This window comes from Sulfolobales archaeon (assembly GCA_038881635.1).
Taxonomy (GTDB): domain Archaea; phylum Thermoproteota; class Thermoprotei_A; order Sulfolobales; family AG1; genus WYEN01.
The window spans coordinates 22,100-42,877 of sequence record JAVZPJ010000009.1 but is presented as its reverse complement, the minus strand read 5'-3'; the positions used below and the strand labels follow the sequence as shown (position 1 = coordinate 42,877).

Genomic DNA, 20,778 nt, shown 5'->3' with positions numbered 1-20,778 from the left:
GTAGAACAGGTTTATGCATGCAATCACATCTCTATCTCCTGTGAATCCGCATCTAGTGCACTTTAACACTCTACCACCGCTGTCCTTTAACCTGCTCCCGCATCTCGGACATGTTGATGATGTCTTTGCTGGGTTGACGTATCTAGTTTCCAGTCCTCTTTCTAAAGCCTCATAGCTTATAGTGAACTGTATCTTTCTGTAGAACCACAGGGATAGCTTCTTGTTGAAATTGCTACCTCTATTCACGTTACTCCTGAGTTTATTCAAGTTCTCTAAGACTATGATAGAGCTATATCTACTGGCTAGTTCAGCTATGGAGTCTCCAACTCTGTGAGCGTAGTCCCAGGCTATGTTCCTTATTCTCTCACCGTGCTTCCTGATAGCTTCTCTTACTCCCCCGATGAATCTCCAGGATTTAGCGTATCTTCCTTGAATTCTTTCAATCCATATCCTATGTGTTAATATCTTCCTGAGGGGTGTTTCAAGACGTTTGAGTCTGATTATTCTTCCACTAGGTGTGAATACAGCTAGTGTAATGTTGTCGAAGTTCACGTCTACTGTCATAACGGTTCTGGTTCTCCTCGGTTCAACCGTTCTCCTGAAGTATACCGCTACGTAGACCTTGTCTCCAACTACCTTCACAGCTATTTCATAGTTGCTCCAAGCTCTGAACTTCTCTATCCTGTCAATAGATGTTAGTAGTCTTAGCTTAACCTCTCTACCGCTATGTATCTTTAGAACAAGCATTCTGTTCTCTAGGTCTAGCTTGTAGTCGTATTTATCTATTCTAGCCGATAGTTTTCTTAGAACTGGTTTCTTCCCACCGTTCTGTTTTGTAGCTTTAACTACCGCTTTAGCGTAGACGTAGATCTGCTTTACGTGGTGCGCTCTAAAACCAAGTTCCCTAAGTTTTGAGTAGAACATTCCGTGTAGAGTTTTGATTGAAGGTACTTCATCTAAACTCCACAACCTGTTTACTACTAGTTGAAGAGCATCACGATAGAGCTTCAGAAACTCAACTAATGCACCGTGGTCATCACTACCCTCGGGGAGAGCCCTCATCTTAAGTGTTTCAACAAGCTCTCCCTCCCTCATCGAGTAGTTCACCCTATATAGAACTATAGAGTAGAGCTTATATTATTTTCTCTCCATATCTTTATAGGTGGATATACATGGCTAGAGTCGAGATAGTTAGATGTAGTGTTATAAAGTATAGGAGAGGAGACTATGTTCTCTATCCATTGGGAAGAGATAAGGAAAAGATCAAGCATCTACACGGAAAAGAAGTCTATGTGCTGATCATAGCAGAAGAATAACATCACCCAATACAAACCTATATAAAACCCGAAACAGTTGCGGTAGGCATATCTCAGAACAGCAGCCATATCACCTTTCCTAAGAATAAGTTTTCTCTTAAGCATAGCAGATACAGGAGTTTCTCTACCTGATAATATATCGAGCCAATCTCTATATCTAGCTGATAATATGAATGGAGCATCTATACTGCTCGCATCATCATAGAATTTAACACCTCTACACTCCCCATTATACAGATCAGCGATGAAACCAGGATTCCCAGAAGGATATTGACTCCTCAGATCTGGGGGGAGCTCGGTGACTATGAAGAGTATAGGCCACACCCATCCTCTGCCAAGATCTCTATACTCAGAAGATTCGTTTAAAACTCTGCAGTATTCTTCAGCCCACTCACGGCTTGGGAAAACTATAGAGGAATTCAAGCACCACACCTCTCTCACTCTAGAATACCTTATATTATTTATATTCTTTGTTCTTTTCTTTCCATTAATAGCTATCAATAACTTTAGAAGCATAGTAAAATTCTAAAGTGAATGCGAGTATTGTAAGAGATCTCTATCCTTATAAAGCATATTCTCTCGTAGCTCTAGAGAGCGAGGGCTTGTAAGCTTGTAAATGCTATAGAGCTGTGAATCTTATTTATACATGATGAAAGGTTTAAGTCTCTCTTCGTAAGCTTTAATCTCTGTCTCGATCTCTTCTAGGTATTCCTCAAGAGATTTTCTTCCGAATATAACTTCTCTAGCTCTTATATCTCCTATGAGAAAATCTATCCCATATAGATCCCCTATCTTCCTAAGTATGATCTGAGATTCATAGAGTTCGTATAGTGTTCTCAGAATGATTAGTCCTACATTGAATGCTTTATATCTCTTCCTATTCCTACGTATTATATGCATGAAAACACCTCCACAGATCTTCTCAGCATGTTTACCTGTCTGAGGTTTGAAGAAGAGTGGTCTAAATCTCACTATATCAGGATCTATTCTCTTATTAAGCTCTTCAGCGAGTTTTCTCGGATCTATAAAAGGTGCTCCGAAGATCTTGAATGGAGTGTAGCTACCTCTCCCCTCACTAATATTGGTAGGCTCTAGATATACTGTGGAAGCGTATGCGAATACTGTATCCGGCGTTGGTATGGCTGGTGATGGAGGGATCCAATGTGATTCTATATCTAGTATATCATCTGATCTTCTCCACCCTCTTACAGGGATCACCTTGATATCTATATCTCTACTCTTCTCATACGCGTATAATCTCGAGAGCTCTCCTATAGTAGCTCCATATCTAACAGGTATCGAGTATCTAGAGATGTAGGAGCGGAGGCTATCTCTGGCTATAGGTCCTTCTAATACAATTCCTCCCAGAGGATTCGGACGATCTAGAATCAAGATCTCAGATCCTCCTACATCCGAGAATATGTCTATGAGATCTATTACCGCCGATATATATGTATAGAATCTAAGCCCTAGATCTTGAATATCTACTATTACAACATCTACATTCTCAAGAGATCTTCTGACCTCATCATAATCAGATCCGTAGAATCTTAGAACAGGAACACCTAGATAATCATCATAATAACTCTTAAAAACCTCTCCAGCTCCCTCAAAAGTCCAGAACCCATGCTCAGGAGCTAGAACTCCTTCTAATTTCAATCCTCTTGCTAGGAGTTCTTCTACGGTGTAGGTCAGATTAGAAGTCACACCACTGGCATTGGTTAGGATCGCGATTCTCTTATTAGAATAGGATCTCCACAAACCTTCTCCTAGAAATAAGTCTACTCCAAGAATCAATCTAGAAACCCTCTAGATCTATCTTCTTAACCCATTTAGGCTTTCTCCTAGCGATAACTCCAAAAACTCTCTTCATAGATTCATCAGATATAGGAGGGTAGTATAATCCAGCAGACTGAATCCTTCCACTAATTCTCTCTATAATAGAATTCTCACCAAGTCTTCTGGCAATAAGATCTAGAAGCTCTAGAACAGGTCTTATCTCCTCTAATAACTTCTTATTATTAAGTTTCTTTCTAAGAGAATCTACAGCATCTAATATAGCTCTCGCATGCTCCGGACCTGGCTCAAGATCTGCATCTAGATCTAGTATGCTTGAAAGATTAAGCTTTATAAAGAGTTTGAATGGTTCGAGAACCTCTTCATTAACAATGTACTCAGCCGCCTTATAGAGATCCTTATCTTGAGGAGTGTATCCCTTAGCAAGTCTGCTCAGAGTATAGATAGGTATTTTAGAAGCTTCAGCCTGGTTCATCGGGTTAGCCATGAATACGGAAACTCTTCTCAGGATCTCTGGATTTCTCCCCTTGAAAAATCCCATGTGAAGTCTCACAACACCTCTTACCGTGAAGAAATCATTAACAGGATAGTTATCCCATATAGCAGGGTATCTTCCAGTAATCTCTCTAAACTTCTCCACATCCTCTAAAGATATCTCTGGAGATGCAACATATCTTCCAGTCCACACAAGATCTATATCTCTCTCGAGAAGCTCTCCCAACTCTCTCAGATACTTCTCTTCATAACCCCAGTAGAAGGTTGGTACGAAGATCAGTTTCTCTGGAGAGAGCTCTCTATAGATCTTGTTAGTAAGATTTGCTTGAGCTTCTGCAAGAGTTTTGAAACCTCTTCCTCTAAGTTCTGGTGGTATGTCGTCTAGGAACAGACCTATGATTCTCACACCTAGATTCATTATGAGATCTAGTTTTCTAATCAAGATCCTCAGATCTTCTTGAGAAGAGTACTCTATATCAAGTCCCGGAGATATGGCGAAGCCGAAGCTCACTCCATGTCTCTGACAGAGATCAACAAGTCTTCCAAACTGATCGAGAATATGCATAGGGTAGGGACTTCTCCACATAATTCTATGATAAGGATCATCTTTAGGAGCGTACATATAAAGATTCAAGCCTATTCTACCCATGAAAGAGATCATAGAAATCCTATCGAGGAAATCCCACTGAGAACCATAGAAACCTTCAACAATTCCTACGAACATTCTAGAGAACCCGCATCATATGTAGATTTCAAGATAATTAAATCCACCCGCAACCTCCTCAAAACATAATACTAGAGTAGGATCATGGAGCAGGTTAAATGAATCTTAAGCATGCGAGATCTCAACAGATCTTCTAAGCATGAATATGAGAGATCATTTGAATATGAAAGTCTATTCAAGTCTGGGAAGCAATATATATGGATGGTTAGTACATATATGAGGTGCGTAGATTTTGAGTAGCAGGTCTCGCGTTAGAGTTGCGTGGAATGAGGATTCTTGGAGAGATTTTCACAGTGATGTGAAGAGTTATATGGCTGTCTATTTCATCGCTTCTACCAGAGTCTCCACAATACCTGGTATCAGTCTTGCTGGAGCCAGCCCTGAGCAGACTCTCTACACACCCGCTCTAGATGTTGAGTATCTCATGCTCGGAGCTCCTAAGACCATGCCTGTGATACCTACCACTCCGGAGGGTATTCCAACTCCTGCACTTCTAACTAGAGTAGCTCTATCGATCTCTGGAATCCCCTATATAGTTGTTGATAGCGGTAGCTTTGTAGAGCCTATGATACCTCACATAGATCTTAGAGGTAGAAGTGTGGGTGGTAGGATAGATATTGAGAATGCTCTACCTCTTGAAAAAGTTTTAGAACTTTTCGAGGAATCAAGAGTTCTAGGAAGATCTCTTGGATCCAGGGAAGCTCTCATAATCCTAGGAGAGTCAATGCCCGGAGGAACTACAACAGCTATGGCTATCATAGAGTCTCTAGGTTTTAGAGGTGTTGGTAGAGTGAGTAGTGCTTCACCTTCGAATCCTCATGATCTTAAGAAAGAGATCTTTGAGAAAGCTGTGAGAAGATCTTCTGAGAAAATACCTGTTTCAGATGTTTTCAAAGCCGTATCCATCTTCGGAGATCCTCTTCACATATCTATGGCAGGCTTCACACTAGGAGCTCTAGAGAGAGATTCTAGAATACTTCTCTCAGGAGGTACTCAGATGGCGGCGGTACTAGCTATTCTAAGAAGACTAGAAGCTGATCTCAGAGGTAGAGTAGCTGTGGGAACTACCAGATGGATTATTAAAGATGAAAGCTCTGATATCATCGGTCTTGTAAGAGATATATATCCAGAAGTTCCTATAGCCTACGCCTCCATAGATTTCTCAGACTCTCCATACCCTGGATTGAGAGCTTATGAGAGAGGTTTTGTGAAAGAAGGAGTTGGAGCTGGAGGAAGTCTGATCGCGTGTATGCTTCTGAAGAAGATAAGATATGAAACTCTGTTAAAAGCCTTGTACAGTGAGTATGAGAGGATTGTGAGACTTGAGAGATAAGGTGGAGATCTTAGGTAGAGATACTATTGTAATAAGACTTAGAAAGCCTATGAGAGTATTCTCAACACTACCTCTACCATCTATTGATAAGCTTAGCTATGGAGAGACTGTGGAGCATGTTATCTTTAGAGAGATTGATGAAAGATCTGTATGCTGCGACCTTCGAGAGTATTATATCAGAGTTCTAAGAGATCTAGGGGTTGAGAGAGCTCTCATACTTCTCACATCAGCTTCTCTTGAGAAGAGTTTTAAAACTTCTAGGGTTGAGGAGGCTAAAACAGATCTTTATATGAGTATTGGTTTGAAACCTTCTACATGTTTGAATTCTAAGACTTACGAGCCTCTTAGGATTGGAACTATTAATATAGTGGCTGTTGTAGATCTGCCTCTTACAGATAATGCTTCTATAGATCTTCTTAAAACCATTGCTGAGGCTAAGACACTAGCTTCATCAGATATAATTCTGAGATGCAGCTCAAGATCTCCTGGAACTGTCACGGATTCTATATCAATCTTAAAGCCGGCAGATGATCCTGGGGGAATACTCTTTGCAGGAATGTCGACGACTATTGGAAATGCTATTGCTAGAGAGGTTTACAGGCTAATACTAGAGCATGCTATGAGGAGAAGCTATGATGAGATTCTCAGAGATCTAATAGGATTAGATCTAGAAGATTTAAAAGAGATCTTCAAGAAGATATATTCTCTAAACCCCGTAGAAGGTCTGGATATATCGAAAGCCTGCGACAAAGCTGTAAGAAGCCTGATCAGGGTTTTGAGAGATCCTAATGTATGGGCTTTTATAATTGCAGCAAGAGAACTAGATCTTCATGGCATCTCGGGAGCTATACCAGGTCTCTCGGAAGAGGATTTCAAGAGAGATAGTAAGAAGATTGTAGCTGATGAGATCCTGGGGATAGCCTTAGCACAATATCTGGCAGGTACTAACGGTATGTTCACGATGTACTGGATCGAGAGACTTAAAGAATCAGGAGTCTTAGAACATGGAGAACTAGAGATGTTTGAAGATGACATAGTCTCAGCACTACTAGCATACATGCTTCTAGAAGTTTTGAGAGAGGTTGAAGAGAGATCATGAGTGATAAGGTGATCCCGTGCGCGGTTATGGCAGGTGGTGTGGGAAGTAGATTTGGAGATCCTCTTAAATTTATGAGAGAGGTCTGTGGAAGACCTGTGATTCTAAGACTTTTAAACCAGCTTGAGATCTTATGCAGTCATGTTATAATTCTTCTCTCCGAACGTTCTAGAGAAGCTCTTAAGAAGACCTGTTCGGAGGATTATGTGAGCTGTATAGAGCTTCTAGGCAGAGATTATGTTGAGGATCTAATTCTGGCTCTGAGATCTCTTCCCAAACCTCTTCTCATAGTATCAGCAGATGTTGTTGTGAGAAGTATTGATGTTCTCAGAAGATTTCTCGACAGTGTTTTCGAGAGAGGTAATGAAGCTGAGATCTTCACAGCTGTTAGAGTTGAAAAGAATCTTCTAGAACCTGTAGGGCTCTCGATATTCTATGATGAGAGAGGCTTGTGGATTAATATACCTCTGAATCATGATGAGATCATTGATATAGATACTCTAGAGGATCTAAGGAGGGCTGAGAATGTCTGCAGATAGATGTAGACATCACGGTGGGAGAGCTCCTGAGGGTTTCATAGATTTCTCAACACCTTTAAATCCTCTGGGAGCTCCGGATCCTCTGAAGAAGCTTTTATCAGAATCTATTAGTAGAGAGATCTACAGCAGATATCCTGATTATGAGTATAGAATTCTTAGAGAATCTATTGCAGAATTCTATAGATTAGATTACGAGGGTATAATACCTCTTAACGGAGCTGCTGAAGCTTTCTACATAGCAGTTCTATCTCTAAGACCTGAATATCTAATTGTTTTCGAGCCTACCTTCGGAGATTACAGATGTCTCGCTAGAGCTCTTAATATTCCCATGATATCAGTGCCATACATAGAATCAGGGGATAGATATGTGATCTCATATGAAGCTCTTGAGAATTTGAAGAAGATTAGAAATACGAGATCTCTTGTTCTAATCTCTGATCCTAATAACCCTACAGGAGCTATTCTAGATAATAAGGTTCTTGAGGAGGTTCTAGAGAATCTCAGAGATTCTGTGATACTACTCGATGAAGCATTCCAGGATCTATGTAGCGAGTGTGAGGAGGGTAGAGGATTTAAGCTAGCTGAGAGATATGAGAATCTTGTTATCGTGAGAAGTCTTACAAAGATATTCTCAGTTCCAGGTTTGAGAATAGGCTTTCTCTACACATCGAATAGATCTCTTGCAGAGCTTTTTGATGATATCAGATCTCCTTGGAATGTTAATTCTATTGCTGAGAATGTTTTCGCAAGGTTTTTAAGAGAGTATTCTAGAGATATTAGATCCTTTGTAGAACTGTCTAGAGATACTATCGTGAGAGAGGTAGAGTATGTGAGTGAGAGTTTAAGAAGATTAGGAGTTAAGATCTATAGATCTTCTACACCATATATATTGGTGAAGCATGGTAGAACTACTAAAGAGATCTCTGATCTTCTTATGAGAAGAAGAATAGTGATAAGAGATGCCTCAGTCTACCCATATCTAACACCTTATCATGCCAGGATCTCTGTGAGACTTAGAGATGAGAATAATATTCTCATATCAGCCTATGAAGAGGTGCTTCGAGAATGAGTATTCTAAGAGGTTTTCTATCTCTGATATCTCTGCTAACTAGAATTCCTATCAAGAATTCTTACTCAGATCTCGAAGAAGCAGCCAGGGTATTCTTCATGGTTCCATTTATAGGAGTTCTAGAAGGTTTCATAGCTTCATCTGCTTTGATCCTGATGGTATCAGCCGGTCTAAATCCTCTTCTAATCTCTATAATGCTGATCGCTTTACACGTCCTAGTAACCGGTGGGATTCATCTGGATGGGTTTGCAGACTACTCAGATGTCATAGGATCTCTGAGAAGAGGTGAGGAAGCTCTTAAAATAATTAAGGATCCTAGGAGAGGGACTTTCTCTGTATTATCTCTAATTATCGGTCTGATGATAAACTACTCAAGTCTTCAGATCATGGTCAGCTCTATAGAGATTGTTCAAACCGCTATATATATCATGCTATCATATGTTGCAGCCTCGGAAGCTATGTTCATAGCATGCTACTTCGGGAGAGAAGAACCTTACAATGGTATGGCAAGATACTTCACCTTCTATTCTAAGATCTTTAGAAATGCTATTCTGAATATCATCATATATGTATTTCTATCGATCTCGCTAATCTTTTTACAAGGCTTGAGAACATCTCTTATCATGATACTCATCCTACCTCTCATAGCAGGCTTCATAATAGCTATGGATGCTGAGAGAAGACTTGGATTTATTAATGGAGATGTTCTAGGCTTCTCCTATGAATTTGTGAGAATATCATCACTCCTAATACTATCTCTAACCCCCCGCCCGCTCTAGAGTTCAAGACTTTTAGATTGATGTGTCGAGATAAGGTTCGTGAGGAGGTTTATGAGGTTATTGTTCTAGTTCTACGAGTTCTTATATAGGTCTATATACTTCTATCACAGAGCACATACAGCTTCAGCATCTACGCTTAGGGTTGTTCTAGTCATTCTTCACTTGGAGGTTCTTCTCATCATCTCCTCATATAATTTCTCATATACTTGTATAGTATATATGCTAGTGCTGGTAGTGTTCTGGTTTGTACCCATACTCTGCCTGGACCTTCAACGTCTACTACTACTCCTTCACCTCCAAGGAAGAACGTCTTCCAGCCTCCGAGCTTCCTTACTCCCCACTTTATAGTGCCATCTAGTGCTACGAAGTGTCCATTATCTACTGTGATCTTCTCTCCTCTATCAAGTTTAAGCTCTTCTATTGCTCCGTAAGCATTAATAAACACCAGTCCGCTACCTGAGGCTTTAAGCCATACTAGCTCGCCTTCAGCAATAACACCTTTAAACCCTCTCCAAGCAATACCGATCTTTATATCTCCAACATGTGCCAGGTAGCTAGTATCTTGTATTATAAGCTCTCCATTATCAAGCCTGACACCAACTATATCTCCAGGAACCTCAGGAGCAATCCATATCTCAGCACTACTCCTAGCTCTGAAAGTATTCAGGAACAAACTTTCGCCTCCAAATAACCTCCTAGCTATAGCACTCGCAGCTCCCATAGTAGACGTCTGAACATCAATATCACCCTTATGTAGCATGTAAGCTCCAGGCTCTACAGTTATAGATATCCCAGGGCTGAGCTTAACCTTTAAAATCGAGTATGCAGGACCTCTCTCAATGACATAATCGATCATTATATGCAACACCAAAAATAATTTTAATAATAAAAACATTTAAATTTTTTACATATGATATATAGGAGCTTTAGTATACTAAAAGTTAAGTTAAAAGGAGTTAAAAACATCTCAGCAGTCCAAGCATGTTATGTCTGACTATACTTCAGTGTTTCAGCATCTATATAGCTCGAGCACCTTAGGGTTTAGCTCTGATGCGGTCGCCTTATATCTTCCTCTCGCATATGTCTCAGGCTTGCATAGTTCTCGAGAGTTTAAGAGCAGCCTTAAACATCTTACGCCTCGAGCATTTTACTTTAAGGAGAGTCTCAGCATTTATATGGATCTAGTTATTCGAAGGGCATTTCTTGCTGTGTGTGCGTAAGGTTTCATAAATAATTTAAAAATAATTTAACTTCTCCCTCTTTTATCTTTCTAAATATTTAAGGTGTATAATAATAGTTATAGGGTAGCAAATATGAGTATAGATAGAAGGAGTTTCATTAAAATTCTTGGTGCAGGCGTTGCCGGCTTGGTTGTGGGATCAGTCCTCGGATGGGTTACCAGACCTTCTGAAGTACAGGAGATCACCAGAACAGTAACAGTTACAGCTCCCGGAGCTGTCGAGAGAAAATTACCAAAGGATACTATTAAGATTGGAGTTATAGGAATAAGGTCTGGTCTCTGGTCTACTTATGGAGAGTTTATAGAACAAGGTGCTAGGCTGGCTGCTGAGGAGATCAACGCTAGAGGTGGTATTCTAGGTAGCAGAGTCGAGCTCGTATTCAGAGACGAGATGGCTGATGTAGTGAAGCAAGCTAGAGAACTTGTCTCTGTTGAGAATGTTGATTTCATTGTGGGCATAGACTCTAGCGGTAATGCTTTAAAAGTTGGTGAAATAGTCGACGAGCTGGGTAAGATAGTAGTTGTCACACATGCTGCTACCCACAGGCTTACAGAAGAGCTGGTATTTAAGAAGGGTAAGAAGCTCATATTCAGGTCCAGCGTTCCAGTATATCAAGATGGGATCCTGGCAGCCTACATAGCCAAGGACTTGCCCGTGAGAAGATGGGCTGGGATTAACGGAGACTATGAGTTTGGGAGGGTTTCATGGGAGCTATTTACTAAGACTCTTAAGACTCTCAGACCTGACGTTGAGTTTGTAAGTGAGCAATGGCCAAAGTTCGGAACTGAAGACTTCACCCCATTCATCAGCGCTTTGCTAGCCTCAGATGCCGAAGCCTTACATACGAGCATATGGGCTGTTGAGCTTGTGACCCTCCAGAGACAGCTGGTTGCTATGGGAGGTTATAGAAAGTTTAAGGCTGTAATTTCAACCCTCGGGTATTCCATGGATGTAGCATATTCTTTAGGGGCAGGCTATCCTACTGCAGAGTTGGGTACATGGGTTAGCGCTAGGTATATATGGCTTTACCCGCCTACCGAGATTAATAGGGAATTCGTAAACAGGTTTAAAGCTAGATGGGGCAGACTTCCAGCATACTCAGCCGAGACTACTTACTCGGCGGTTTACATGATAAAGGCTGCGTTGGAGAATTCTGCATCTCTAGATCCAGATGTTGTATTGAAAGCTTTAGAAGGCTTGGTAATATTAACTCCAGCCGGGGTTAGATGGGTAAGGCCCGAGGATCATCAGGCAGTCTATGAGGTGCCTTATGGAAGGATAGTTCATAAAGGTGTTGAAGTACCCCTCTTAGAGGATTTGAGAGCCGTGCCAGCTATGCTTTACTATAGATTTCCACCCTTCGAGTAAGTTTGGAGGTGTTTTCTTTAGTGGATTTAACACCTTTTTTGGTTCAGGCTTTTGTAGGTCTCTATAAAGGCTCCCTCTACTGGATACTGGCTCTAGGTCTGGTCCTGATCTTCGGTGTCGTTAGGGTTATAAATTTTGCTCATGCAGCTTTCTATGTTACAGGATCTTATCTGATGTATACGTTTTACGCTTACACAGGTAATTTCATAGCATCTCTTTTAACCACCATGATACTAATGGGAGCTTTAGGTGCCATCGTTGAGATCGCAATTATTAGGAGAGTGTATAAGCTTGAAACCGTGTACCAGCTTCTAGCTACATTCGGTGTAGCCCTCATAGCTAATGAGGCTCAGAAACTCGTATGGGGTAAGGGTGTGATCTATGTTTCTATACCTGAAATCCTTAGTAGGGGTGTGAGTGTTGGCGGGATCATCATAAACTATTATATGGCTCTGATAATAGTGATAGGGTTCCTACTATTTATAGCCATAACAATATTCATGAATCATACTCTAACAGGTTTAAGAATTAGAGCTGTATGGCGGGATCCTGTGATGAGCGAGGCTTTAGGAATCAACACAAGACTTCTCTATACTCTAGTATTCTTCATCGGGACAGCACTCGCAGGTCTTGGTGGAGCTCTTACAGTACCCCTCATAAGTGTTGGTCCAGGGCTCGCTGATTATCTAATAGTTACCGCTTTCATAATAGTGGTAATAGCCGGACTTGGTAGCATTACTGGCGCTTACATTGTGGCTATGGTGGTAGGGGTTTTCTCGAGCATATTAATCTTAATAGTACCGGAGCTAGACATAGTGATATTATACATTATAGCAACCCTCATATTATTATTCAGGCCTCAAGGTCTCTTCGGTGAGAGGTGATACTGTATGCTCATACCTCTCCGTTTAAGGGCTTTAATAGACGGCAACATCATTGTACTACTCCTGCTCATAGGTCTCCTAAGTATTATTCCATTCACCGGCCACAGCTTCTATATGTATATGGCTATCTTAATAATGATTTTCGGAATGTTTGCCATGGGTTATAACATTCTCTTCGGCTACGCAGGGCTTCTATCCTTCGGTCACGGGCTTTTCTTTGGAGTTGGCGCTTACTCTGTGGCTTTATTTACGCTGAATGTCTATAGGGATCCCTTAGTTGGCGTGTTTTTCTCGATTCCCATAGCTTTACTAGCATCAATAATTGTAGGTATTTTAACTCTGAAGCACGGGAGAGTATACTTTGCTATTCTAACACTAGCTTTGAGCATGATATTCTGGTCTGCCCTTGTCAAGCTACGCTGGCTAACTGGCGGGAGTGACGGTCTTGTAGGCATCCCCAAGCGTGGAGTTCTCGTAGATTTGTCAACGCCCACGGTCTTCTATTATTTTACATTAGCATTCTTTGTTGTTGTAATGCTAGGTCTCTATATGCTAAACAGGTCTAGATATGGGCTTCTTCTCAGGGCTCTAGGAGCTAACGAGGACAGGCTACCCTTCCTCGGATATTCTACTTTCACGCTCAGGATGATGGCCTTAGCGGTTTCAGGAGTCGTCTCTGCCTTGGCAGGTGCTCTCTATGCTGTGTTTTATGGTGTTGTCACTCCTGATGTGGCTTACTGGATTTTTGGGACCGAGCCTCTAGTAATGTCGCTAATAGGAGGTTCAAGCTATTTCCTAGGCCCTCTGGTTGGAGCTATAATATTTGTTTCTCTCACCACTGTCGTAGCTAGATTAGCAGACTATTGGATGCTCCTACTCGGAGTAGCTCTTTTAGCGATGATATTATTCTTTAGAGGAGGGCTTCTGGGATTCCTCGAAAGCTTGACTGGAAGGTTTAGATTGGGGGTTTACAGGAGATGGAGATTTTAAGAGTTGAGGATGTAACAAAGAGATTTGGAAGTTTTGTAGCCGTAGATAAAGTCTCCTTCACTGTCAGCAGGGGAGAGACTGTAGCCATAATAGGACCTAATGGTGCTGGTAAGACTACATTAGTCAATATTATAACTAAGAAGTTAGAGCCTGATGAAGGTAGAGTGTTTTTCGATGGCATTGATATAACCCGCCTCCCGCCTCACAAGATCTCGAGACTCGGCCTTGTTAGGACTTTTCAGATCGTCAATCTCTTCCCAGTTTTGAAAGTGAGAGAGAATCTAGCTTTAGCTGCTTTGAAAGCAGGTACTACAGATGAGGTGAAAAGCGTAGCTGAGATTTTAAGGATTGAGAGATATCTGGATAAACGTCTGGTCGAAGTACCTCTGGGGGTGCAGAGACTCGTGGAGCTAGGCATTTCCCTACTCTTAAAGCCTAGAATGCTCATACTAGATGAGCCTGTAGCAGGTCTAGGTGTTGAAGATAGACTTAATATGGTTAAGGTGCTTTCAGAGCTTAAGAAGTCGCTAAGCCTGATAGTTATAGAACATGATATGGACGTAGTGTTCACTCTAGTCAATAGGATAATAGTTATGGATAGAGGTAGAATAATAGCTGATGGAAAACCCGAAAATATAAGGGAGAATAAGCTAGTGAAAGAAATATACCTGGGTGGCGAGTAATGCTCACAGTAGAAAATTTAAATGGATACTACGGAGCTATTCAAGTGCTCTTCTCTATAAACTTTAGAGTAGAACGTGGAGATATGATAGCCATCGTAGGGAGTAATGGAGCGGGCAAGACTTCACTTCTAAAATCTATTATGAATATAGAGCTAAGGAAAGAGGGGAGAATAGTCTTTGAAGACATAGACATAACAAGGCTTCCAACATATAAGATAGCGAGACTCGGAATACTATATATATCAGATACTGGAGGATTATACCATGGTCTGACAACATTAGAGAATATGCAATTAGCTGCTGGAAGAAAGATCATAGAAATAGATAGAATCAAAAAAATATACCCGAGAATAGAAGGGCTTCTTAACAGACCTACCGACAAGCTTAGCGGAGGCGAGAGAAAAATAGTTGGCATACTCAGATCCCTACTAGTAGAAACTAAACTCATACTCTTAGACGAGCCTACTGAAGGAGTATCACCATTAATGACTGAGGAAATATATAGAATGCTTAAAAGACTAAACGAGGAAGGCAAAACCATGATAATAGTGGAACCAGGCTCTCGACTTAAAATAGCGTTAAAATATGTAAGCAAAATAGGAATAATGAGAACAGGCAAGTTAGAATACTTTGACACAACTGAAAAAGCCTTAAAAGAACTAGAACTACTTAAAAAACTAATATTCATATAAGTATATAAGTGACTCTCAAGCAGAGAGCTAGTATTAGCTTATTGGCCTCCTCATCCTTATGCTTTTCTCTTTCTCTAATTATTACCCCGAATATGAATTAAGGTCACAACTGTAGCTGGCAGTATTAGAATGATCTCCGTGAACTCCTTCTTGAGATCTCTAGTGTCTCTAGAGAATATTATAAGATTCTGCTCATCACTAGTAATGGTTTGAAATTTAAAGAAGGCTATGAATGTATTCAAGGATCTCTAAGAGAAACTACTAAGAGCACTTAAGCCTTCTACAGCTTCTTAGCAGTAATCTCAGTACTCTAACCAGCTTAGAACATGTCTCGTGGATGAGCTAGATCTTATCTAATCTTAGAACTACTTCAGCTAGTAGTATTAATCCTCTAACTAAGTCTTCTTCTCTAGTGTACTCGTCTTTACTATGGCTTATGCCTTCAACGGATGGGACGAATATCATTGCTGTCTTAGCGATCCTACTCATATTCTGCGCATCGTGACCTGCCCAGCTCCACATTCTCTTATATTTGAATCCAAGATCTCTGCAAGACTCCTCTATGACTGAGGTGACATCGGGGTCGAAGAGTATCCTTGGTATTGTCCAGAGCTCTCTATGGTCTACGCTTAGATTCTCTTCTTCTCCTATGTTCTCTGCCACCTTTATAGCGTACTTTGTTGCTTCATCTATAACTTGTGGATCATAGCTCCTAATATCTACTGTCATCTTAGATAGCGCTGGTACTACATTGAATTTCCCTGGTTTTACGCTTATATCTCCTACTGTTATTCTAAGCTTATCCTGGTTTTTGAGAGCATACTCTCTAAGTCGTAGTACTGCTTTAGACAAGCCTACTACCGGATCTCTCCTTAGGCTAATATGGCTTGAAGCATGATCCTGCCTCCCTCTAAATATAAACTCTAGCACTCTTAATCCTACTATACCCTGGGGGATGCCTATATCGTATCCCTCTCTATAGAGTTCTGGACCCTGCTCTATGTGTAGCTCTATATAGAATCTTGGGGGGTTCGTAGATAGGTTATTCTCAGCACTACCTTTAAATCCTGACCTCTCTAGAGCTTCTCCAAAGGATACCCCATTGGAGTCTAATCTAGAGTAGATGAAGTCTCTCATATAAACTCCTACAGTTAGAGCCGAGCCTAGTAGTGGAGGATTCCATCTAGAACCCTCCTCATTATTGAAATCTACGAGGACAAGCCTATGCTTAAGTCTCAAGCCACTCCTAACAATAGCTCTTAGAATCTCTAATCCTGCGATAACGCCAAATACCCCATCAAACCTACCACCGCCAGGCACACTGTCTAGGTGCGAGCCTATAGCTATGGCTCTACCACCTGATCCGATCTCAGCTATAATATTCCCTGCCTCGTCGAATAATACCCTAGCACCTATAGCTTCAAGCTCCTTTAACAACTCTCTACGAGCCATAATATGCTCACTAGTGAGTGCAAGTCTAATAGAACCATATCCCTCAACCCATCCAATACTACTTATCCTATTAAATGTTCTAAGGAAACTATCTATATCTAGGTTTAAACCTCTACTCTTTAGCTTCTCCAGAGCTCTCTCGTAGAGCATCTAACACCACCGCCACCAGCTTCTAGCTGGGGGATATCTACCCTAATAACATCAATACCATACATTCTCTCTAGATATCTATTAATAAGCTCATTAAATGAATCTGATACTATCCTACCCCTACCTAGATTTAAAGCATTAATCATAGTAATACTACTTTGGCCTTCACGGGGAGGCTCATCTAGCCTGACACCTAATTCCTTCATTAATCTGGGCATCTCTATAATCCTAAAAGCGCCTTCTCTCCTTCTATACTCTAGTAGAGAATAAAATCCTATCCTAGAAGGATCTACGAGAGCTAAACGCTCTCCACCTACATCACCGATATACGAGAAGACTACGTCTAAATGAACAGCGCCAGAAGCCCAATCTTTAATATATCCAGCTAGGGGGACGCCGATAAGTCTAACGTCTTCTGGTAGTATACTAGATAAGATTTTAAATGTAGCATGATTAGAACCTCTAACACCAACACCTGTCAAGACCGCTGTACCGTACTCGGTTCTTATAACGAAGAAGTTACCTCCCTCCATATAAGCTCTAATAAGCCTACTACCCTCAGCCACCCATCTGATCCTAAAGAGTGGTCTTAGATTAAGCTTACTATATATCTCGCTTAAAACCGCCTCCTCTCCACGCCTAAAATCTAGAGCCATATTACCCAGTATAGGGTTCTTAAACCATGTGACACTCTGATCTCTAACATATACAATCTTTGCTAATCTCTGAGGAATCTTAACCGAGATTATATCATATGGTTTTAGAACATCTCCATAATCATGTTCCATGTCTGTAGCAATATAAACTTTTATTCCACGGTCTCTAAGAGCATTACCTATCCTAAGGATGTCATCTAGAATTAGTTTAGGATCTGGAGACTCACGCCCATAGCGGTCGGTTCTCTTCCAGACCCATTTATCCCACTCTCCCCTAACAGTATCTAGTAATCTAATAGAGGGTGCTAGCATTAGAATCTCTCTCTTAACATCATCCTCGCCTCTGAGATCTTCTGCTTTGATTCTATAGAGTTCAGCTAAGCTTCTAGCAGTATTATAAGCTTCTTCTCTCAGCATTTCTAGAATTGCACCCCTACTACTAGATGTAAGTGATTCCAGCTTGCTAAGAGGTAGCATGCTAATAACTAAATCCAGAGACATGAACAAGTCTATACCATTCTCTCCTAGTACACTTCTAATAATGTTCTCTTCAATATATTCAAGCCTGGGCTGGGGGAGTTTATAGCCATCAATTATAACATCATTAAAGCTAAGAGTAGAGATAGGAGGGTCTAGAATTAGATTGAGAGCCTTCAACAGCGTATCATCACTAGTATAATCTATCCCTTCAAGAGACTCGATAAATCTAGATAAATCTAGACTCATAGACTCTAACCCCATATGAACCGTTAATTAAAGTGTATAATTTGGGTATTAAAGTTTTTAAAAGTTTAAATATCACTTCTCTCTACTATTCTAAGGGGTGGTCTGTACGGGTGTCACAGCCTTAGACATGGTCGTTGTAGTCGGGTACATGGTTTCTATGCTTATAATTGGCTTATTATCTGAGAGAAGAGCTATAAAATCCTTAGACAATTACCTGCTAGCTGATAGGCGATTAACATATCTACTCTACGTCCCAGCTATGGCAGCAGTTGTTCTTGGAGGAGCTAGTACTATAGGATCTGCTAGGCTAGGATATCAGTATGGTATATCTGGGTCTTGGATGGTTATAATGATAAGCTTAGGTGTCATAGCCTGTGGTCTTATAGTAGCTAGGAAGATCATACCACTAAGAATATATACCATGGCTGAGTTTCTGGAGAAGAGGTATGATAGGATAACTAGGTATATAGGGGCTATTGTCATCGCTATATACACGTTAATGATATTCGTCACTCAAATGATAGCTATCGGTACCGTCACATCAGTGCTCCTAGGCATATCCTTTGAGGTTGGAACTCTAGTTGGAGGATTAGTAGTAGTAGCTTACGTAGCTCTCGGTGGCATGTGGTCGGTTACATTAACTGATTTAGTTCAATGGCTTCTCATGACCCTAGGCGTAATCATAATTCTACCTATATTCGGGTATCTAACGGTATCCGAGAAGGGTCTTTCCTTAGGTATGCTTCCTGAAGGCTATCTATCCCTCACGCATGTAGGCTACGATATGATCCTAACATGGTTTCTGCTATTCTTCTTCGGCTTAATGCTAGGCCAGGATATATGGCAGAGAGTTCTAACAGCTAGAGATACTAGAATCGGGGTTAATGGGACGGTTATAGCTGGAATCTATGGAGTAATATATGCTCTAGCAGCTACATTTATTGGAATATTAGCATACCTATACTATGCCGGTGGCTTAGAGAGTCCTAGACTAGCCATGCCTAAGTTAGCTGTAGATATCCTACCAGCCGGCCTAGCAGGGCTCATCATTGCCGCAATGTTCGCCGCATTCATGAGTACGGCTGATGGAGCATTAATAGCTACATCAACACTCATAACATACGATATCCTAGGAGCTCTCAGGAGATTAGAGGAGAAAGTAATGACGTACATTATAGTAGCATTAAATGTCGTCCTAGGAATTCTAGGAATACTACTAGCGATCTACGTACAAGAAATATTAATAGCTCTAGACATAGCATACCTAATATTATCATCATCTCTATTCATACCCACAATACTAGGCCTCTACTGGTCTAAGCCATCACCAAGAGCAGCTATAATAGCCATAATTGGGAGCTTAATGGTGGCAGTTGGATACGCCTTCTATATAGGGTGGCCAGATGGATTCGCTGATGTAAGACCTATAGGTCTAGGACTGGCAGTAAATGCAGTGCTATTCATGACAGGCTCTTACTTGTGGTCTAAAGGTAAATCCTAACCTAAATCATAGTGGAGTCTAAAACTTTTACATACTTTATCTGGTTAAGATGAAGCTTGCGTCTGAAGGTGAGAATGTAATTGTTATTCTAACGGTTCTTGAGGTTTTAGGTTTTATGATTAGATTATTAGGTCATTTGAGTGCGGTAGTTCTTCTGATGGTATTTATTGTGGTTTCTAAGCTAGGTCTTTCGATATCTGTGATGTTGTAGAGCTACTATGATAGACTTTTAGGTTGACGTGCTGAGATAAGGTTCTTGAGGAGATTATCCTTTGATGTTGTGGCTCTCATTCTACGAGTTCTTAGCAGTGCTTCTCCTAGCTCATCTAATGGATCTCTTATACCCCTATCACAGAGGTTTCATGCTCAGGATACATCCTGTGCACACAGCATACGTGATGGCTCTTAAGATCGGTAGACCTTATTCTTCGAGAGCTAGAGGTGTTGTGACATGGTTTTTAGTAGTATCATCTCACATGATCTTCTACGCATTTCTACTTCAGATCTCTCAGATGAATACTATATTATTCATCTTAGTATCAGCATATGTTCTGAAGACTTCTTTCTCGATCAAGCTTCTTCTAGATATAGTAGGGAGAGTGGGATCATGTCTTGAGACAGATGATATCGAGTGCGCAAGATACTGGGCTCAGCAGATTGTTAGAAGAGATACTAGAGAGCTTGGGAGAGCTCACATAGCTTCAGCATCTATAGAATCTCTTGCTGAAAGTCTTGTGGATGGATATATATCACCTTTATTCTACTTCTTATTCTTAGGACCTCTAGGAGCTCTCTTCCAGAGATTAGTAAACACATTAGATAGTGCTCTGGGTTATAAGAATATCGAGTTTAGAGATGTAGGATGGTTTTCCGCGAAAGCAGATACCATGGTAAACTATCTTCCAGCTAGGATCACCGCGATACTCATAGTTCTCCTAACCCCTATAGCGGGAGGAGAGATCGGTAGAGCTTTTAGAATCCTAGTTAGAGATAGGAGGAAGACTGAGAGTATTAATGCGGGATATCCTATATCAGCTATAGCAGGAGCTCTAGGAGTAGCTCTTGAGAAGATAGGGTATTACAAGATTAATGAAGATGCTAGATATCCTGATAAAAATGATATAGATAGAGCTCTGAAGATAGCTAGGATAGCAGTATTAACATGGCTAGTAGTAGTTGTGATAGCGAGATCGCTGTATCTATAGACTTCACAAACCCCGACTCTAGCTATTGATTCTGTAAGTTTGCTACCAACACGCTAATGACTACGATCATTGAGAGGATCAA

The 20,778-nt window shown here is 40.8% G+C and carries 20 protein-coding genes; 13 read left to right on the top strand and 7 right to left on the bottom strand.

From position 1 onward, the window contains the following. From QXS89_06275 to QXS89_06260, 4 genes are all read right to left on the bottom strand, one after another. A partial coding sequence (locus QXS89_06275) for an RNA-guided endonuclease TnpB family protein (protein ID MEM3831783.1) occupies window positions 1–1,095 on the bottom strand: 1,095 nt, incomplete at its 3' end. A gap of 176 nt (window positions 1,096–1,271) precedes the next feature. Beyond that, on the bottom strand, window positions 1,272–1,739 hold the full coding sequence (locus QXS89_06270; protein ID MEM3831782.1) for an SCP2 sterol-binding domain-containing protein: 468 nt from the start codon (window positions 1,737–1,739) through the stop codon (window positions 1,272–1,274). Window positions 1,740–1,952: 213 nt separating this feature from the next. Beyond that, a complete protein-coding gene (locus QXS89_06265; protein MEM3831781.1) occupies window positions 1,953–3,113 on the bottom strand; it encodes a DUF1343 domain-containing protein in 1,161 nt (386 codons plus the stop codon). A 1-nt stretch (window position 3,114) separates the two neighbouring features. After that, a complete protein-coding gene (locus QXS89_06260; GenBank protein MEM3831780.1) occupies window positions 3,115–4,332 on the bottom strand; it encodes a protein O-GlcNAcase in 1,218 nt (405 codons plus the stop codon). Window positions 4,333–4,564: 232 nt separating this feature from the next. On the opposite strand from QXS89_06260, the gene QXS89_06255 reads away from it, so the two are divergent. Genes QXS89_06255 through cobS form a run of 5 tightly spaced genes read left to right on the top strand, consistent with a single transcriptional unit; the run spans window position 4,565 to window position 9,148 of the window. Next, a complete protein-coding gene (locus tag QXS89_06255; GenBank protein MEM3831779.1) occupies window positions 4,565–5,665 on the top strand; it encodes a TIGR00303 family protein in 1,101 nt (366 codons plus the stop codon). Then, the gene (locus QXS89_06250) at window positions 5,655–6,764 is read left to right on the top strand and encodes an adenosylcobinamide amidohydrolase (protein MEM3831778.1); all 1,110 of its coding nucleotides are present in this window, start codon (window positions 5,655–5,657) and stop codon (window positions 6,762–6,764) included. Before QXS89_06255 ends, QXS89_06250 begins: the two co-directional genes overlap by 11 nt. Continuing rightward, entirely contained in the window at window positions 6,761–7,300 is a 540-nt protein-coding gene (locus QXS89_06245; protein ID MEM3831777.1) for an NTP transferase domain-containing protein, read from the top strand. The genes QXS89_06250 and QXS89_06245 overlap by 4 nt, the downstream gene beginning before the upstream one ends. Then, on the top strand, window positions 7,287–8,369 hold the full coding sequence (locus tag QXS89_06240) for a histidinol-phosphate transaminase (protein ID MEM3831776.1): 1,083 nt from the start codon (window positions 7,287–7,289) through the stop codon (window positions 8,367–8,369). The genes QXS89_06245 and QXS89_06240 overlap by 14 nt, the downstream gene beginning before the upstream one ends. Beyond that, window positions 8,366–9,148: an adenosylcobinamide-GDP ribazoletransferase gene (gene cobS, locus QXS89_06235; protein ID MEM3831775.1), complete on the top strand. Its 783-nt coding sequence runs from the start codon at window positions 8,366–8,368 to the stop codon at window positions 9,146–9,148. The genes QXS89_06240 and cobS overlap by 4 nt, the downstream gene beginning before the upstream one ends. Window positions 9,149–9,326: 178 nt before the next feature. Here the strand turns inward: cobS and QXS89_06230 are convergent, their stop codons facing one another. Beyond that, window positions 9,327–10,004 (bottom strand): TIGR00266 family protein, encoded by a 678-nt coding sequence (locus QXS89_06230; GenBank protein MEM3831774.1) that lies wholly within the window; start codon window positions 10,002–10,004, stop codon window positions 9,327–9,329. Window positions 10,005–10,461: 457 nt separating this feature from the next. Between QXS89_06230 and QXS89_06225 the strand changes: the two genes are divergently transcribed. From QXS89_06225 to QXS89_06205, 5 genes are read left to right on the top strand one after another with little or no spacing between them, the layout of a single operon-like run. Further along, a complete protein-coding gene (locus tag QXS89_06225) occupies window positions 10,462–11,757 on the top strand; it encodes an ABC transporter substrate-binding protein (GenBank protein MEM3831773.1) in 1,296 nt (431 codons plus the stop codon). Window positions 11,758–11,777: 20 nt separating this feature from the next. Continuing rightward, complete coding sequence (locus tag QXS89_06220) at window positions 11,778–12,641, top strand: branched-chain amino acid ABC transporter permease (protein ID MEM3831772.1); 864 nt, start codon at window positions 11,778–11,780, stop codon at window positions 12,639–12,641. Between the two features lie 6 nt (window positions 12,642–12,647). Then, window positions 12,648–13,631 carry a branched-chain amino acid ABC transporter permease gene (locus QXS89_06215; protein MEM3831771.1) on the top strand — a complete coding sequence of 328 codons (984 nt, stop codon included), beginning with the start codon at window positions 12,648–12,650 and terminating at the stop codon, window positions 13,629–13,631. After that, the gene (locus tag QXS89_06210) at window positions 13,619–14,314 is read left to right on the top strand and encodes an ABC transporter ATP-binding protein (GenBank protein ID MEM3831770.1); all 696 of its coding nucleotides are present in this window, start codon (window positions 13,619–13,621) and stop codon (window positions 14,312–14,314) included. The genes QXS89_06215 and QXS89_06210 overlap by 13 nt, the downstream gene beginning before the upstream one ends. Further along, window positions 14,314–15,006, top strand: coding sequence for an ATP-binding cassette domain-containing protein (locus QXS89_06205; GenBank protein ID MEM3831769.1), 693 nt, complete (start codon window positions 14,314–14,316; stop codon window positions 15,004–15,006). The genes QXS89_06210 and QXS89_06205 overlap by 1 nt, the downstream gene beginning before the upstream one ends. 342 nt (window positions 15,007–15,348) lie before the next feature. Here QXS89_06205 and QXS89_06200 read toward each other — a convergent pair whose 3' ends face one another. Both QXS89_06200 and QXS89_06195 read right to left on the bottom strand, forming a co-directional pair. Beyond that, window positions 15,349–16,608: a M20 family metallo-hydrolase gene (locus QXS89_06200; GenBank protein ID MEM3831768.1), complete on the bottom strand. Its 1,260-nt coding sequence runs from the start codon at window positions 16,606–16,608 to the stop codon at window positions 15,349–15,351. Beyond that, window positions 16,578–17,990, bottom strand: a complete 1,413-nt coding sequence (locus QXS89_06195) for a hypothetical protein (GenBank protein MEM3831767.1) — start codon at window positions 17,988–17,990, stop codon at window positions 16,578–16,580. Before QXS89_06195 ends, QXS89_06200 begins: the two co-directional genes overlap by 31 nt. Before the next feature lie 127 nt (window positions 17,991–18,117). Between QXS89_06195 and QXS89_06190 the strand changes: the two genes are divergently transcribed. From QXS89_06190 to QXS89_06180, 3 genes are all read left to right on the top strand, one after another. Then, window positions 18,118–19,491 (top strand): hypothetical protein, encoded by a 1,374-nt coding sequence (locus QXS89_06190; protein MEM3831766.1) that lies wholly within the window; start codon window positions 18,118–18,120, stop codon window positions 19,489–19,491. Window positions 19,492–19,540: 49 nt separating this feature from the next. Next, window positions 19,541–19,702, top strand: coding sequence for a hypothetical protein (locus tag QXS89_06185; protein ID MEM3831765.1), 162 nt, complete (start codon window positions 19,541–19,543; stop codon window positions 19,700–19,702). 64 nt (window positions 19,703–19,766) lie between these two features. Then, window positions 19,767–20,696 carry a cobalamin biosynthesis protein gene (locus QXS89_06180; GenBank protein MEM3831764.1) on the top strand — a complete coding sequence of 310 codons (930 nt, stop codon included), beginning with the start codon at window positions 19,767–19,769 and terminating at the stop codon, window positions 20,694–20,696. Window positions 20,697–20,778: the final 82 nt, after the last annotated feature.